Raw genomic sequence first — 14,670 nt, 5'->3', positions numbered from 1 at the left:
CTATTCTGAATACTTCGCCTCGCTTCACCCAAGCGGCGGCACTTGATGGTTTCTTTCGCAGCTTCACCCAGTCACCGGCTTTGTAGAGAGTTCCGACCGTGGGGGAAGTGGCGAACAGTGAAAGTTGAGCAGTTACCATTTCCCAAATCCAAAATTTAATGTGAAAGCCGATCGCCCAAAAGGGCGATCGGCTAATTTTCGAGAAAACTTAGATGTCGCTAGGTGCGAAGCCCGGTGGCATTGTCGGAACGCCCATAGTTAGCTGTTCCAGCAGGGCTTGGGCTTGCTGAATCGTTGCAGCTTCTTCTGCCGACTCCCTGGACTCTTCCTCTTCCAGCACTGCCAAGCGGTTGGTTTAACGTCCTTGTTGTTGTTTAATTGCCGGTCTCTCCCGGCTGTCACGCCAGCAGGTACGCTCAGCGTTTAGCGCTTCGTTCTCTCCGAAGTGTCACGCTAGCTCTCGTTCTCAGCGTCACGTCTTACCCTTAGAATCTTGCAGGTCTCGAACCCACTTATTACTACTTGTTAGGGCAGTTATCAGCATCAGTAGCCTAGCTGTCAAATGTCAAATTCACTTTGTACTGCTACAGATAAGTGACCGCTTCATGAAAGCCTCATTTATCTGTAGCAGTCTTCTCGGAATCGTCTAGTTTTTTCAGGTCGTCTAGTTTCACCATTCTCAGGTTTGGAAATATGCAGCGGAGTTTGTCGTTGATGTGGTCACATTCCCACTGCTCTACGTGCAGTCTGGGCCCATCAGTGTGAGCGCTGGTCTGGGTAAAATCAACTCCCTTCTTGAGGTTCCGCTCGCAGATTTTGATGTACTCGTTAATCAGGCCGGTGAATTCGATAAATGTGTGGCAGTTGGTGGCGATCGCCTCGCGGTAGTAGTTGGCGCTCGCGGCTTTCATCGCCACGAGTATTTCCTCTGGCGTCTGGGGATTGTGTGGGAGTTCTTGCTTCGGGCCACCTAATAGGGCTTTTGCTTCTTCTCTGTCAATCATTGATTTACAGCCTCTCGAAAGTTTTTGCCTGGTATGAATACCGGAACTACGGCAGCAGGGATTTTAAGTGCTTCTCCAGTCTTGGGATTGCGGCCTTCACGGGCTACTCTGCTACGACTCTCAAAACTGCCAAATCCGACTAAGACTACTTTCTCACCGTCGGCAACGGTGTCAACTATTGTGCCTAGAATGGCGTCCAGCATGGCGTTTGCCTGCTTTTTGGTGGTTGAGGTTTTGTCTGCAACAGCATCAATTAGTTGGGATTTGTTCATTGTTTGGTAATCGCCTTTTGAGTTATTAGTTATTAGTTGTTGGTCATTAGTCGTTAGGAACGCAAAAGCCAGCACCCCACACGGATACTGGCTTTTTTGCTATTCAGGACTTGACTCCTCTTGATGGTTAATTGGTTCTAATTGCTGTTGCTCTTCTTTCTGCCGTGCCTGCAATTCTTTTAGCTTGACTAGATTGTTGAGCTTCTGTTCGCACTCCCTCGCTTCTGACTGATACCAAACGATGCACTCCAAACTCTTGACCAACTGCTTTTGTGCATCGTCGATCAGTTGGTCAAGGATTCCCCCAAGGGCGTCACTAGCCCCAGTTCCCTCCTCGCCACCTTCTCGATCAGGTGAGATGCACTGATTCCTAATTCCTTCGCCAATTCGTCCAGCATCTTTGCTGCTGTGGGAGTTAGACCGTAAGTCCGCCCGCTCTTCTTCTCCCCGTATTCCTTTTGCTTCGCTTTTCTTGCCATAGCTCTCAATCATAGACGCCACCTCAAAAATAACAAGTCTTAAGTAAGATGTTGACAATGTAGTAAGTAAGACTATATCATAAACTCACAGTGTTAAGTAAGACTTGACTGTCTCAAGATTCCATTGCACTGCATACCCTGCAAGAACCGGGCGGGACTGCATACCCGCCCTTTCCCTAACCTATGTACACCCTGGAACAGCTACAACAGAAGACTCTTAAGGAATTGAAGGAAATCGGCTGGGAACTCAACGCGCTCCCAGCGGGCGACAAACGTTGCCGCCAAAACTGGATTGATGCCATTGCCGGTGTGCAGCCTCCGCTGCTGGAACTGCTGGAAGTTTCCCCCGGTGTCGAAGTCGAACCGGTTGCGGAGGCGATCGAAATTCAAGCCCAGGAGCCGCCGATCAAATTCAAATTCAAATTCAAATTCGGTCGCATCATTTCCAAACCGACCACTAAGCCAATTAAGGACGGGCGAATCACTCGCTACTTATGCCGTCTCAAGCCGATCGCACAAACAGTCGATTCCCCCGGTGTCGAAATCGAACCGGTTGCGGAGGCGATCGAAGTTCAAGCCACCGAGCCGATCGAACTGGCTTTGAATCAAAAATTGGAGCTTGTTGCAAAGGAATCCGAGGAATCTGCGGCGAAACAGGAGCCAACTCAAAAAGCTCACAAGCACAGATTTCTTCTTTCTCTGAAGGATGGAGACAATACCTTGTGGTACGACGGGAAGGACTTCGTTCTTGAACTTTGGAGAGCAAAAACTTACTGCAAGAGAGGTGTTGGGCCGGCAAAATGCCAACTGCGCCACCATCCAGAAGTAAAGCGCGTTTTTAACTCGTTTGGTACTCGTCTCCAAGTGACCGAAAACTCCCCCGGTGTCAGTTTCGACATTGAGGAATTCCAGCAGGCTCACGTCGCCGAGATTGACGCCTATGTAGCAAGTTTCACCGACGATCGCCCTCCGAACCGAGGCAGTGGCGACAGGGGACGAATTGAGCCAAAAGTAACCCAAAGTGCTTTAAAGCAAACCGAAACTTCCCCCAGTTTCGAGGCAATTCCTGTCGGCATCGCGCTCTCTGACCGATTCCTCGCTCGCTACGCGCCACCGCAGCCTGAGCCGATTCACTTCAATGCCGATGCGGAAGGGCAACTGAACTTGCTTGACTTTGAGCTGCCAAACGAGCCGCCCGACCCTGACGATTACGATTGTATGTTTAGTTTTTGGGCTGCTTACGACGCTTGGTGCGATCGCTCTGACGCATCTTTTGAGCAATGCACGGAGCTCGATTCGCAATGCACGGAGCTCGATTCGCAATGCACGGAGCTCGATTCGCAATGCACGGAGCTCGATTCGCAATGCACGGAGCTCGATTCGCAATGCACGGAGCCGATTCAAATCGAATTAGCATCAATGGTTGAATGGGCCCCTTGTTTGGACGAGTACGAGCCTGAAACAATCGAAACGAGTTCCATCACTTTGGAAATTCCCTCGATGCTGATCATCTCTGAGGGCTGCGCTAACGAAAGTTGCAAGTGCTGGAACTTTTCTATTCCCACATTTGACGTTTGGTGCGATCGCCCGATCGACACTGACGAACCGCCCGACACAGGGATTTTCGCTCGCCGGCCTTTGCCAAAACCCCCCAGTTTTCCGCCGATGGCTGTCGTTGCGGGCGATCGGGCAAACCGCATTAAAAAGTTCGCCCGCAGCGCAACATTTTTGAGCGGGCGAGCGCCTCCGGGAGGTGATGCAAGCTTCTAAATGGTTGACCCATATTCTTTCCATCATGCTTATACTGTGCGATCGCTTTTTGAGCGAGGGCGATCGCTTCTTTTCCTCCCTCCAACTAACTAACAGGTAAAAAACAATGGCTCTCATCAAAATTTCTCTCCCTGTCTATAAACGGAACAAATGGCAGCATGTCGATAAAGACGGAAAAATGGAAGTCAGCAGCGACGTAGACGATCTTTCTGATGGCTACCAAAAGTTAAAAGATCAGATTGATAAATTGCTAATCGAGCTTGGCGCCGAGAATCGCCTAGCAAAAGATGCCTACGCACTAGAACGCGAAATACAAGAGAAAGCTTACAAACTAAAATCGCTTACTGAAGACATTGACAGGGCCACCGAACATTTGGAAAGCTTGAAATTTTTCTTAGGACGACTGGGAGTAGATCCACTGGCCCAGAGGCTCACCTTTGACCAGAAATTCTTACTACAAGAAGCATCGTTCTCCGAAGTCGAAGTCGTTGGCAACCCATCCGAATTTTAAATATGCACACCATAAACTCTGATTTTTCAGACAATTGGTGCGAGCCGCCAGAAGCGGAATTTCAACCGCTTCTGGACTTCGAGAATGAAATTCTCGGCGAAGCACCGCATAACGATATTTCACTCCTCACGGAGCGCATCAAACGCTCGTTCCTCGACTACGTGCGACAAGGAATCATGCTTTACACTGTGCAGCGTTACCGCTTGTACAAGCAGAAATATGTAGATTTTGCCGAATACTGCAAGCTGGCTTTAGGGCGATCGCCAAAATCTAAAATCTAAAATCCAATTTAAAGACCCACAGGAGTAATCTACCTGTGGGTCTTTAAATTAGTAAAACGTTGTTACAGTGAAGACAAAAGCGGCGCAACAGCGACGAAACAGTTAAACTCACAGGTGATGGCACGCGCCTCCGCAGCGAGCAACAATCGCGGGCATCGCAGCGTCTGCACAGCACGTAGCTGATGCTTCGCTGACAATCAACTTTCCAAGATGCCCCTATCTGCCGCCGCCGTTATTGACGCAATTGCGTGATTGAGATCCGGCTCGCTGCCACCTCAAACCATGATTTTTCGCGATCGGGCGTGATATTTGTAGGTTAGTTGGGCGCATAGCAGCTAGGATCGAGCTAACTCATGGTTACACTAAAGCTCGTCATGCGGCGTTGCCTCTCAAAAACCCAATTGAGTCTTATGGCGCACTACCGCTCCACTTTACGTTTGTTCACCTGCATTGCCTGCCTGGGCGCTGCCTTCATTCCCAGTGCGGAGGGAAGGCAACAGATTGTCATTGCTTCCTACCAGGTTGTTTCCCAAGAAATTGCTCAAGCAGACTCTCCCCCGGACTCCAGCCAGGACTCCAATCCTCCACAATCCTCTCCAGCGCCCGATAAAAACAAATCTAAGCCGTCTAAAAAACAAAAATCTAATTCCAAAATCCCGAAACCAATCTCCAATATAATTGTCATTTTGTCACGCCAGCGGGGGTTGTTAATGTTGGGTTTGGCAGCAGTTGTCGTCACGGCAGCGGCAGTAGCGATCATGCTGAAATTAGTTAGCAGTGGCGAGTCAAATAATTCTAAGCGAAGACGGGTTCGAGGCGATCGCCAAAACCAAAGAAACTCTCGATTCACCAATCCCGATGCTCAGAGAAACAGGCACGAAATGGGACAGCAACAGGTTTCTTCTGGGGGACTCAAACCGCTACCAGCATTGCCCTACCCTGTCAATTTCCCCAAGGGCTACAAGATCGAGAGCACCGATCTGCCTTTACCGTTTATCGTGGAATCTGGGCAATCAGAATCCGAGGATGCAGGGGTAGAGGGCGATCGAATTAATTCCGACACCGCCACAGACGAAAATCGCAACAACGGCTACAGCGACTCAGGTTTCAATATTCCAGAAACAACTAATCGAGCCGATGCACTAGCGAATCGGAAGAAAGATATTTCCCTTCCCGAAACGGAAGTCAGACAAAAAGTTGATATTATTGAAACACTCATTGAAGATTTGCAGCACCTCAATCCGGCCTCTAGGCGCAAAGCAATTTGGGAACTCGGGCAGCAGGGAGATTCCAGAGCCGTTGAGCCGTTGCTGAATTTATTAGGAAATTCTGACTCTAAGCAGTACAGTTTAATTCTGGCAAGTCTCTCAGAAATTGGCATTCGCACGCTCAAACCCATGAATAATGCCTGGTCAATTTCATTGCAAAATGAAAACCCGGAAGTGCGGAAAAATGCGATTCGCGACTTGACACGGATTTACGAATTGGTGAATCAAATCAGTCACTTGTTGCACCGCGCGACGGACGATCCAGATGCAGAAGTTCAGGAAACAGCTCGCTGGGCAATTAATCAGTTGAATCGCATTCGTCCGCGTTCTGGGAGGGATGATTAATGTTCTGTTGACAGTTGACAGTTGACAGTTGACAGTTGACAGTTGACTGTTGACTTTTGACTGTTGTAGGGAGTAATTAATAGTCTGATTTTACTTTCTCCCGGGCTTGGGGCTTTAAACCAATTCTTTCTGGTAATTGCTCAACCCCCTTAACAAGAAGACGAGAAAGACATTAGGTATTTATGAATTTGCTCGGTAATGCGATCGATGCTTTAGAAGAATCTAATTTTTGTAAAACATATAGCAATCCTCTCATCAATCTTAAGTAAACTGTATTGATATATAAAGAGCGCTGAAGCGCAACAACGTACCTAATATGGTATGTAGTTGCGCTTCAGCGCTCTTTCTTATATATAAAGCAATACAGTTCACTCATATACTGCTAGTCGTGAAACTCCTCTGAAAAATAGATATAGTTTGCTTCGTTCTTCTCGAAGGACTATCTTAAGTCAACCATATTGCTTAATAATGAGGAGTTTAGTCTTGTAATTTTTATAATTACCTTCCGTCCGAAAACCTCTATATGTAAAGTACACTGTACACTTTACATATAGAGGTTTTGCGTAAATTCTATCAATAATTAAACCGATGATTAGTGGGGTAACTTGCTGAGTCCGTACCAGGTTTTAGCACCGACAATTCCATCTTGCGGTATATTCTTGCTGATTTGGAACTGGCGCACTGCGACATCTGTCATCGTCCCAAAATATCCATCAATTGCACCGAAATAGTATCCATTGATTTTCAAGACATTTTGAACAATTTTCACAGCATTACCAGAACTGCCATTCATCAAGATGGGCATATTCACAGGTGCACCAGAATACAGTGCTTGCCAAGTTATAGAACCAACCATCCCATCTTCAGTTAAAAAGACGCGGTGTTGATAGCCTTTGACTGCTTTTTGAACTTGGGCGCCGAAGATACCGTCCATCGGGCCAGAATAATATCCCCAATGATAGAGAAGCTGTTGTAGTTCCTTGACAGCTTGACCTGTGGAACCTATTTGTAAAGTAGGTTTGTTCAGTGCGGCGGTTGCAGCAACTGCAACATTTGATTGAGGAGTAGCATCGGCGACGATAGCTACAGTTTCATTATTCGTGGTTCTTTCTTCGGTGTACATAATGTGATTCCTTTGAAGATTTAAGTTGTGGTGTTTGATATTTCAGGTATAACTGGTGAGATTTGTGGCTGCACAGTCACTTTTTTGAGTGTCACTCATTTGAGTTAGCTAAGTGTATTTGTAGTGAGGAATATAAGTGCTCAGATTTTTATGATGACTGAAGTCCTCACTACAAACTAACTGGTAAGGTGTTTGTGGGTACCCAACGCAACTTAGTGGGGTAACTTGCTAAGAGCGTGCCAAGTTCTGTAGCCGACAATTCCATCTTGTACTAAACCCTTGCTGAGTTGGAAATGGCGGACTGCTACATCTGTCATCGGGCCAAAAAATCCGTCAATAAAGCCGAAATAGTATCCATTTAATTTCAGGACATTTTGAACAATTTTCACAGCATTACCAGAACTGCCATTCATCAGTGTCGGCATATTCACAGGTGCACCAGAGTATAGTGCTTGCCAAGTTAGAGAACCGACTATCCCATCTTCCATTAAGAAGACGCGGTGTTGATAGCGTTTGACTGCTGTTTGAACTTGGACGCCGAAGATACCGTCAATCGGGCCGAAATAATATCCCCAATGAGCTAGGAGAGTTTCTAGTTCTTTGACTGCTTGACCTGTGGAACCGATTTGTAAAGTGGGTTTGTTGAGTCCTGTTGTTAGACCAACTGCAAAATTTGATTGAGCTGTAGTATCGGCGGCGATCGCCATAGTTTCATTGTTCGTGCTTTTTTCTTCGGTGTACATAATGTGCTCCTTTCAATATTTAAGTTGTGCTCTTTGATATTTCAGGTATAACTGGTGCGATTGATGGCTTCACAGTCACTTTTTCGAGTGTCACTCATTTGAGTGTCACTCATTTGAGTGACAAACCAAATCAAGAGGTTTGTAGTGATGACTTCTGTCCTTATCCAAATCCGAGGACAGAAGTCCGAACGATCAAACCAAATCAATCCGAGGACAGAAGTCCGAACGATCAAACCAAATCAAGAGGTTTGTAGTGATGACTTCTGTCCTTATCCAAATCCGAGGACAGAAGTCCGAACGATCGCACTAATGGGCGAGCATTACAGCGATCGCCCGATCGCCCTTACTGTAATTCTCGCAAGGTAGGAATTAAATACTGTGTCAAAGTAAAGGCATCTACACCTAATTCTGTCCGTTCTTTGGCTGCGGCGATTCCGGCTTGAGCGTGCCACCACGCTGCTGTTACTGCCACTTCTTGGGGGGGGGATTTACGGGCGATCGCACTTGCTAACAATCCCCCTAACAAGCCGGTGAGAACGTCGCCGCTGCCGCCTCTGGCGAGGGCTGGGGTGCTTTCGGGATTGAGATAGGTAAGGGTACGTGAAGCGTAGCTATCCCCTAGGGAATCGCCGTCATCCTCCTTCCAACTTATGCAAACTCTGGCTCCTTTGAGCAATACTGTTGCACCGCAAAGCTCTGCCGCTGCTTGAGTTGCGGCAATTCGATCGCCGCTGAGGCCCGCTAATTCGGGAAACAAACGCTTAAATTCGCCCGGGTGAGGGGTGATAATTGTCACTGCTCGGCGTTCCGACAAAATGGGAACTGTGCCGAGTTGACCGAGGATATTTAAACCGTCGGCATCTAAAACCAGAGGTCGATCGCACTCCAGTACAGATTCTACAGCGATCGCGGCTTCCAATGTCAGACCTGGCCCTGTGGCGATCGCATCGTAGCTACCCAAATCAATTGCTACCGGCAACTCCTTAATGCCACCGTTTGGGGTTTCGGGACATCCTATAACTAATGCCTCTGGTAAATGACTGCTCAACATCGGTTTAATCGACTCAGGGACGGCAATTGACAGCATTCCGACTCCGCTGGCTCTTGCTCCCAATGCGGCTAAAATTGCGGCTCCGCTGTAACGGGCCGAACCTGCAATAATTAGTAAGTGACCGTTGGTGTATTTGTGCGAAATTGGCGATCGGGGTAATGGTAAATGCTGAATTGCCGATGCTTTAGTAATGCGTTGTATTGCTGGAAAATTGCCCAATATCGCTGCAATATCTGCAACGGGAATATCAAAATCAATTAATTCTGACTTACCAATATATTCTAAAGCTTTGTCTTGTAGAAAAGCCATTTTCCACAATCCCAAACATAATGTATGTTTTGCCCTGATTGCCGTACCCAATACAGCCCCAGTATCTGTATTGATTCCCGACGGAATGTCTATACTAAAAATCGGGATGTTTAAATTATTGATTTCATCAATCGCGGCGGCTGTGGGGTTAGTGATTTCTCGTTCCAACCCAAAACCAAATAAACCATCTACGAGAAAGTCGCAGTTTTTCAGCGGTTCGATGTTCTCAACAAATGGAATATTTAAAGAACGCGCATAATCAGCGTGACTTTTGGTAAGTTCTTTGAGTTTAGAAAATGGGCAGTAAATAACTACTGGGAATCCTTTAAAGTGCAATTCGCGGGCCACAACCAAAGCATCGCCGCCGTTATGTCCCGGCCCAACTAACACCCCAATAGCTGGGAATTGAGAATTAACAATCTTTAGCCCTTCACCGCTTTTCCTTCTATACGTTACATCCGTTTCATCCGTTTCAAAATCCGTTGCCGAACTTCCCTCTTCCCTCAAAAGCACCTGAATGCGTCTAGAAATCAGGAGTGCAACTTTTTCCATTAAAGCTGCTACGGGCATTCCAGCCGCAAAGATTCTGTTTTCTATTTGCCGCATTTGGTCGGCGGTGACAACAAATTTTTGAATAGTCATAAGAAGAAGGAAGAAGGAAGAAGGAAGAAGGAAGAAGGAAGAAGGAAGAAGGAAGAAGGAAGAAGAGGAAGAAGGAAGAAGGAAGAAGGAAGAAGGAAGAAGGAAGAAGGAAGAAGGAAGAAGGAAGAAGGAAGAAGGAAGAAGGAAGAAGGAAGAAGGAAGAAAAAATACACAGCAAGCCTTTGAGCGATCGGGATTTGAGGCTTAATTAGGTGGATTTACTTATTAGTGCTAAAATTTCAGCTAACAGCAGTAGCAGGTTGTAGTATTTTTGTGGTATAATCAATTAGCTCGATCGAACTTGCGTAACAGTAAAACAGTAAAATAGCAATTTATTTCCGAACCATGAACAAGATTGTCGTAGGCCTCTCTGGCGGGGTCGATAGTTCCGCAGCAGCCGCAATTTTACACCATCAGGGCTATGAAGTGGTGGGTTTAACGCTGTGGTTGATGAAAGGCAAAGGTCAATGCTGCTCTGAGGGAATGGTTGATGCCGCTAAAATTTGCGAAGATTTGGGCGTTCCCCATCACATTGTTGACAGCCGCGAGGTCTTTCAGGCAAGTATTGTCGATTTTTTGGTGGAGGGTTACAGTGCAGGGGTTACACCTCTGCCTTGTTCGCAGTGCAATAAAACTGTGAAGTTCGGGCCGATGCTCAAGTACGCTCGCGAAGAGCTGGGTATTGAAAAGATTGCTACGGGGCACTACGCTCGCATTACCTATGATACTGCTACCGATCGCTATCAGTTGCTGCGGGCGATCGACCCTGCGAAAGATCAGTCTTATTTCTTGTACGATTTAACACAGGATTTACTGGCGGGTACGGAGTTTCCTTTGGGGGAAATCACCAAGACTGAAACTCGCAGAATTGCGGCGGAATTTGGCTTGACAACCGCTGATAAGCCGGAAAGTCAGGATTTGTGTTTGGTGGAAAGTAACGGTTCGATGCGGGCTTTTCTCGACAAGTACATTGCGCCGCAAAAGGGTGACATTGTAGATAAGTCCGGCCGCGTACTCGGACAGCACGACGGCGTGCACCACTACACTATCGGCCAGCGGAAGGGCCTGGGGATTGCCGCACCGGAACCGCTGTATGTGATTGAACTTGATGCTGGTGCTAATCGGGTAATTGTGGGCGATCGCCAGTTGGCAGTAGAATCTGACTGCAATGTCCAGAAAGTAAATTGGGTTTCTGTCGCTGGGCCGATCGCTCCGATTCGGGCTTCCGTGCAGATTCGCTATCGATCGCAACCCGTCCCCGCTACAATTATTCCCGTAGAATCATCCGAAGCAGACGAAAAAGCAAGCGGTACAAGAGTCAAGGTAATTTTTGACGAACCGCAGTTGAGCATTACCCCCGGACAAGCCGCAGTTTGGTATGACTCAGATGTGCTCTTAGGCGGCGGGATTATTGAAAGAAAAAAACTCCCAAATTGATGTTAGGGGATGGCTCGCGTGGGTGCATCTCAATGCAAGCGAATATATCCGTAGGGGCGAAGCATGACCGCATAAAATAGGAGATTATAACTAATAACTTATATGCGGTCATGCTTCGCCCTCTTCAAAAAACCAGATGCACCCGCTCGCGTCCCCACCCCACAAGAAATCTACCACAATAAAATCTAGTCTTTGTGGAACAGGCATCTTGCCTGTTCCAAAAGGAAATTTATTGTTCATTTCACAGGGTCAAATTCCCTTAACTAACTTTCTTTTCCAACCGCAACACATTCCCCCTAGCATTGGTGCGGTAAACCCAAGTTTGGCCGCCATCAGAAACCACAACCCGCCAACCTTCAACAATCATTTGGCCGCAAATTTCATCAGATTTCGCGAGTCCCAAACAAGTATTCGGCCAACTTTGCCGGCTCGATTCAGTGACTTTCAACTTGTCAGCAGCAATCCCAGTCGAGCGCGACAACTCTTGGCGAACTGCGGCTGCAACGTTTGCGGGCAACTGGTTCGGGGGATTTTGGCGCGTACCCTCAGCCAAATTGCCCGGTTCGGAAATTAGACTATTTAGTACCAATCCCGAATAGCTGATTTTTTTTTGATCCCCGACAGCGGGAAATTGCTGCGCTGTTTGCTCATCTTGGTTTTCTACCTGAACGAGGGACTGTTTGAGGGCGCCCGCGTTAGCCGCAGCGGTGTGGATTAGCGCCGGATACATTTCCCATGCCAGAATTCCCGTCAGCACCAAAGCCAAGATTAAAGGATTAGGCTGCTTTTCACCTCGGTTTTGATTGTTTTGAGAGTTATTTTCGGAGATTGGTTTCATAGTACGCCCTCTGCCTCACTTTACACTCTTGCGCGATCGCTCCGGAGCACTCAAATGCAGATACCGATATAGACACTGCTGCTGGTGCTGTTTGTTCCTTGGTGCAGAACCGACTTAACAGAGTCGTGCGGCGCAAGTATCTTATACTCCCTGCTGCCACTTCTGTTTCAGGAAACTTGCACTACCAGTTATTACTTAATTTTTACTTTTAGTATAGTATTGAGCAAAATTTATCGCTAGGTAAATCTGCTGAAACAAAAATGATTTTGGGGGAACATCTCAGTATAAATGACTATTCATCGTGCCCAAACTTCTGAAGGTTTTGTAGACAAGGGGAGGCGAACTGAGCCAGTGAGAGCCAAGGGATGCCGTACAATCTGTAGCAACAGGACGGGAACGCATGATAAATTAAGCAAGCTATCGCTGATTAATTAGAGGATTTAGGTTTTCAAGAGCGATCGTCCCCGAAAATAACTTAGTAGCGATCGCTAATTTTTTAGTAACATCTTGTTGAAATATATCGATTATGAACAGAAAATCCCTAGGAATCCATTTAATGAATCGGATCAGCTATCCTCAAAAATTCATCTTGATCGGTTTTCTATTTGCGATGCCGTTAGTCTTGATGATGTACCTGCTGATTTCCGAAATTAACACCAGAGTTGATTTTGCCCAAAAAGAAATCTACGGCAATCAATACCTGCGTCCGCTGCGCCAGTTGAGGGAATACATACCGAAATTTCACCTGTTAAATTATCAGGGTTTAAATCCAAATTTAAGCCAGCACGAGTCCTGGGATAATTTTGAAGCTAAGATAGACGCGGACTTTCAATCCCTGGCAAATACCGACCGCCAGTTAGGAACAACTTTAGTTTCCCGCGAGCAATTTAATACCATTTATCAAAATTGGCAAAAATTTAAACTTCATCGGAGCCAGTGGAGTTTAGAAACTTACGATGTTGTATATCAAAAAATCGCATATGATATTAATAAATTGAGCGCTCACGTCGGCGATACTTCCAATCTCATATTAGACCCAGATTTAGATACCTATTATTTGATGGATGCAACTTTGTTGAAAATTCCAGAAATGCAAAAATTATTGTCAGAAATTAGGCTATTTTCTCAAAAAAGTAGCCTGCGTTCCGATGCCACACCTGAGGAAAGAGCGAAATTGATTACTTTTGCGGGCAAATTGAGAGAACTCAATCAGGATTTAGCAATCAATATGGAGGTAGGATTTAGCAACAATCCTCACGGGAATCTGCGACCGAAATTAAGCCAAGATTTGATAAAATTTAACTCAGTAGTAGAGCAACTAACTGGGCAACTAGATAAACTAATTTATCCCACAGCCACAGTCGAATATTATACCTATCTCGATGGCAGCGACCGAGTTCTGAATTCGAGTTTTGAACTGTGGGACAAAAGTGTCAATGAATTAGACTTTCTCCTGCAAAAACGTATAGATGCTTTAGTTACTAGAAAACACTTAATTTATGTTTTTATTCTAATTATTTTAACAATAGTTGTTTATTTATTTGTATCTTTTTACCTAGCAGTCATGCAAACTGTATTTGTGCTTGAGGAAGCGTCAAAAAATATGGCAAGTGGCAATATTGACCACAAAATTATTTTGGATAACAAAGATGAACTCGGGCAAGTTGTGGGTGCATTTAACAAGATTGCCGAGGCTTTGGTTGGTGCGAATCAAGAAATTACTGTTCTTAACGATCGCCTAAAATCCGAAAATATGCGGATGAGTGCCGAACTAGATGTCACTCGCAAAATTCAGCAGATGCTGCTGCCGAAAGACCGAGAATTGAAGGAAGTTATTGGCTTAGATATTGCAGGATTTATGGAACCTGCTGATGAAGTAGGCGGTGACTATTACGATGTACTCCAGCACGAAGGTAAAGTAAAAATTGGTATTGGCGACGTGACGGGACACGGATTGGAGAGCGGTGTTTTAATGATTATGCTTCAAACAGCAGTGCGAACTTTGCTCACCTACAACGAAGCCGATCCGGTAAGATTTTTAACCGCTATTAACACTGTAATTTACGATAATATGCAGCGGATGAAATGGGATAAGAACGCTAGCCTTGCTTTGCTAGACTATCACGAGGGAATGCTGAAGTTGAGCGGCCAGCACGAAGAAATGATTGTCGTGCGGTGTAACGGTTCTGCCGAGCGGTTTGATACAATCGATTTGGGTTTCCCGATCGGGCTGGATGAAGATATTGCTGATTTTGTGGCCCAAACCCTTGTCCAGTTGCATTCAGGAGATGTGGTAGTGCTGTACACTGATGGGATTACGGAGGCTAAAAATATGAATAAAGTGCTTTATGGTTTAGATAGGTTAATTAAGGTAATACAGATTAATTGGCAGCAAACGGCTACAGAGATCAGGCACGCTGTAATTGACGACGTGCGATCGCACATCGGCCAACAAAAAGTTTTTGATGACATCACATTGCTGATTCTTAAACAAAAATAGGGAATTGGGAATTGGGAATTGGGAATTGGGCATGGGGCATGGGGCATGGGGCATGGGGCATGGGGCATGGGGCATGGGGCATTGGTAGCAACTCGCC

The 14,670-nt window shown here is 46.2% G+C and carries 15 protein-coding genes; 7 read left to right on the top strand and 8 right to left on the bottom strand.

Translation table 11 applies throughout. The annotated features are described in order from the left end of the window. Window positions 1-208: 208 nt before the first annotated feature. The 4 genes from JGK20_RS12275 to JGK20_RS12260 all read right to left on the bottom strand — a co-directional run bounded on the left by JGK20_RS12275 (window position 209) and on the right by JGK20_RS12260 (window position 1,768). The gene (locus tag JGK20_RS12275; RefSeq protein WP_293230591.1) at window positions 209-346 is read right to left on the bottom strand and encodes a hypothetical protein; all 138 of its coding nucleotides are present in this window, start codon (window positions 344-346) and stop codon (window positions 209-211) included. A gap of 268 nt (window positions 347-614) precedes the next feature. Beyond that, window positions 615-1,004 carry a hypothetical protein gene (locus JGK20_RS12270; protein WP_293230589.1) on the bottom strand — a complete coding sequence of 130 codons (390 nt, stop codon included), beginning with the start codon at window positions 1,002-1,004 and terminating at the stop codon, window positions 615-617. Further along, the gene (locus JGK20_RS12265; RefSeq protein WP_293224223.1) at window positions 1,001-1,276 is read right to left on the bottom strand and encodes an HU family DNA-binding protein; all 276 of its coding nucleotides are present in this window, start codon (window positions 1,274-1,276) and stop codon (window positions 1,001-1,003) included. The genes JGK20_RS12270 and JGK20_RS12265 overlap by 4 nt, the downstream gene beginning before the upstream one ends. A 99-nt stretch (window positions 1,277-1,375) precedes the next feature. Further along, a complete protein-coding gene (locus JGK20_RS12260) occupies window positions 1,376-1,768 on the bottom strand; it encodes a hypothetical protein (RefSeq protein ID WP_293230587.1) in 393 nt (130 codons plus the stop codon). A gap of 170 nt (window positions 1,769-1,938) precedes the next feature. Between JGK20_RS12260 and JGK20_RS12255 the strand changes: the two genes are divergently transcribed. From JGK20_RS12255 to JGK20_RS12240, 4 genes are all read left to right on the top strand, one after another. After that, window positions 1,939-3,525: a hypothetical protein gene (locus tag JGK20_RS12255; RefSeq protein WP_293230585.1), complete on the top strand. Its 1,587-nt coding sequence runs from the start codon at window positions 1,939-1,941 to the stop codon at window positions 3,523-3,525. A gap of 106 nt (window positions 3,526-3,631) precedes the next feature. Then, window positions 3,632-4,036, top strand: a complete 405-nt coding sequence (locus tag JGK20_RS12250) for a hypothetical protein (RefSeq protein WP_293205080.1) — start codon at window positions 3,632-3,634, stop codon at window positions 4,034-4,036. 2 nt (window positions 4,037-4,038) lie between these two features. Further along, the gene (locus tag JGK20_RS12245) at window positions 4,039-4,317 is read left to right on the top strand and encodes a hypothetical protein (protein ID WP_293205082.1); all 279 of its coding nucleotides are present in this window, start codon (window positions 4,039-4,041) and stop codon (window positions 4,315-4,317) included. Window positions 4,318-4,727: 410 nt separating this feature from the next. Continuing rightward, window positions 4,728-5,930 (top strand): HEAT repeat domain-containing protein, encoded by a 1,203-nt coding sequence (locus JGK20_RS12240; RefSeq protein ID WP_293193989.1) that lies wholly within the window; start codon window positions 4,728-4,730, stop codon window positions 5,928-5,930. A 592-nt stretch (window positions 5,931-6,522) separates the two neighbouring features. On the opposite strand, the gene JGK20_RS12235 is transcribed toward JGK20_RS12240, so the two are convergent. The 3 genes from JGK20_RS12235 to JGK20_RS12225 form a co-directional block, all read right to left on the bottom strand. Next, window positions 6,523-7,053 carry a peptidoglycan-binding protein gene (locus JGK20_RS12235; protein WP_293187063.1) on the bottom strand — a complete coding sequence of 177 codons (531 nt, stop codon included), beginning with the start codon at window positions 7,051-7,053 and terminating at the stop codon, window positions 6,523-6,525. A 212-nt stretch (window positions 7,054-7,265) separates the two neighbouring features. Beyond that, window positions 7,266-7,796: a peptidoglycan-binding protein gene (locus tag JGK20_RS12230; protein ID WP_293198024.1), complete on the bottom strand. Its 531-nt coding sequence runs from the start codon at window positions 7,794-7,796 to the stop codon at window positions 7,266-7,268. Window positions 7,797-8,139: 343 nt separating this feature from the next. Then, window positions 8,140-9,798, bottom strand: coding sequence for an NAD(P)H-hydrate dehydratase (locus JGK20_RS12225; protein WP_293187065.1), 1,659 nt, complete (start codon window positions 9,796-9,798; stop codon window positions 8,140-8,142). Here JGK20_RS12225 and JGK20_RS12220 point away from each other — a divergent pair. Both JGK20_RS12220 and mnmA read left to right on the top strand, forming a co-directional pair. Further along, window positions 9,787-9,984, top strand: coding sequence for a hypothetical protein (locus JGK20_RS12220; protein WP_293230582.1), 198 nt, complete (start codon window positions 9,787-9,789; stop codon window positions 9,982-9,984). The two genes, JGK20_RS12225 and JGK20_RS12220, sit on opposite strands and share 12 nt — an antisense overlap. A 159-nt stretch (window positions 9,985-10,143) precedes the next feature. Then, window positions 10,144-11,235: a tRNA 2-thiouridine(34) synthase MnmA gene (gene mnmA, locus JGK20_RS12215; RefSeq protein WP_293187067.1), complete on the top strand. Its 1,092-nt coding sequence runs from the start codon at window positions 10,144-10,146 to the stop codon at window positions 11,233-11,235. 259 nt (window positions 11,236-11,494) lie between these two features. Here mnmA and JGK20_RS12210 read toward each other — a convergent pair whose 3' ends face one another. Further along, window positions 11,495-12,073: a hypothetical protein gene (locus tag JGK20_RS12210; RefSeq protein ID WP_293187068.1), complete on the bottom strand. Its 579-nt coding sequence runs from the start codon at window positions 12,071-12,073 to the stop codon at window positions 11,495-11,497. A gap of 526 nt (window positions 12,074-12,599) precedes the next feature. Here JGK20_RS12210 and JGK20_RS12205 point away from each other — a divergent pair. Next, entirely contained in the window at window positions 12,600-14,573 is a 1,974-nt protein-coding gene (locus JGK20_RS12205) for a PP2C family protein-serine/threonine phosphatase (RefSeq protein ID WP_293230579.1), read from the top strand. The last annotated feature ends 97 nt before the right edge of the window (window positions 14,574-14,670 follow it).

The sequence above is a fragment of the Microcoleus sp. PH2017_05_CCC_O_A genome, assembly GCF_020738785.1.
Classification (GTDB): Bacteria; Cyanobacteriota; Cyanobacteriia; order Cyanobacteriales; family Microcoleaceae; genus Microcoleus.
This window is presented reverse-complemented; position numbering and strand designations above follow the sequence as displayed.

What these genes read in the sequence shown, in the direction of transcription:
- JGK20_RS12270 (WP_293230589.1), bottom strand. Translation starts at nt 1,004, where the DNA reads ATGATTGACAGAGAAGAAGCAAAAGCCCTATTAGGTGGCCCGAAGCAA.
- JGK20_RS12265 (WP_293224223.1), bottom strand. Translation starts at nt 1,276, where the DNA reads ATGAACAAATCCCAACTAATTGATGCTGTTGCAGACAAAACCTCAACC.
- JGK20_RS12260 (WP_293230587.1), bottom strand. Translation starts at nt 1,768, where the DNA reads ATGATTGAGAGCTATGGCAAGAAAAGCGAAGCAAAAGGAATACGGGGA.
- JGK20_RS12255 (WP_293230585.1), top strand. Translation starts at nt 1,939, where the DNA reads ATGTACACCCTGGAACAGCTACAACAGAAGACTCTTAAGGAATTGAAG.
- JGK20_RS12250 (WP_293205080.1), top strand. Translation starts at nt 3,632, where the DNA reads ATGGCTCTCATCAAAATTTCTCTCCCTGTCTATAAACGGAACAAATGG.
- JGK20_RS12245 (WP_293205082.1), top strand. Translation starts at nt 4,039, where the DNA reads ATGCACACCATAAACTCTGATTTTTCAGACAATTGGTGCGAGCCGCCA.
- JGK20_RS12240 (WP_293193989.1), top strand. Translation starts at nt 4,728, where the DNA reads ATGGCGCACTACCGCTCCACTTTACGTTTGTTCACCTGCATTGCCTGC.
- JGK20_RS12235 (WP_293187063.1), bottom strand. Translation starts at nt 7,053, where the DNA reads ATGTACACCGAAGAAAGAACCACGAATAATGAAACTGTAGCTATCGTC.
- JGK20_RS12230 (WP_293198024.1), bottom strand. Translation starts at nt 7,796, where the DNA reads ATGTACACCGAAGAAAAAAGCACGAACAATGAAACTATGGCGATCGCC.
- JGK20_RS12225 (WP_293187065.1), bottom strand. Translation starts at nt 9,798, where the DNA reads ATGACTATTCAAAAATTTGTTGTCACCGCCGACCAAATGCGGCAAATA.
- mnmA (WP_293187067.1), top strand. Translation starts at nt 10,144, where the DNA reads ATGAACAAGATTGTCGTAGGCCTCTCTGGCGGGGTCGATAGTTCCGCA.
- JGK20_RS12210 (WP_293187068.1), bottom strand. Translation starts at nt 12,073, where the DNA reads ATGAAACCAATCTCCGAAAATAACTCTCAAAACAATCAAAACCGAGGT.
- JGK20_RS12205 (WP_293230579.1), top strand. Translation starts at nt 12,600, where the DNA reads ATGAACAGAAAATCCCTAGGAATCCATTTAATGAATCGGATCAGCTAT.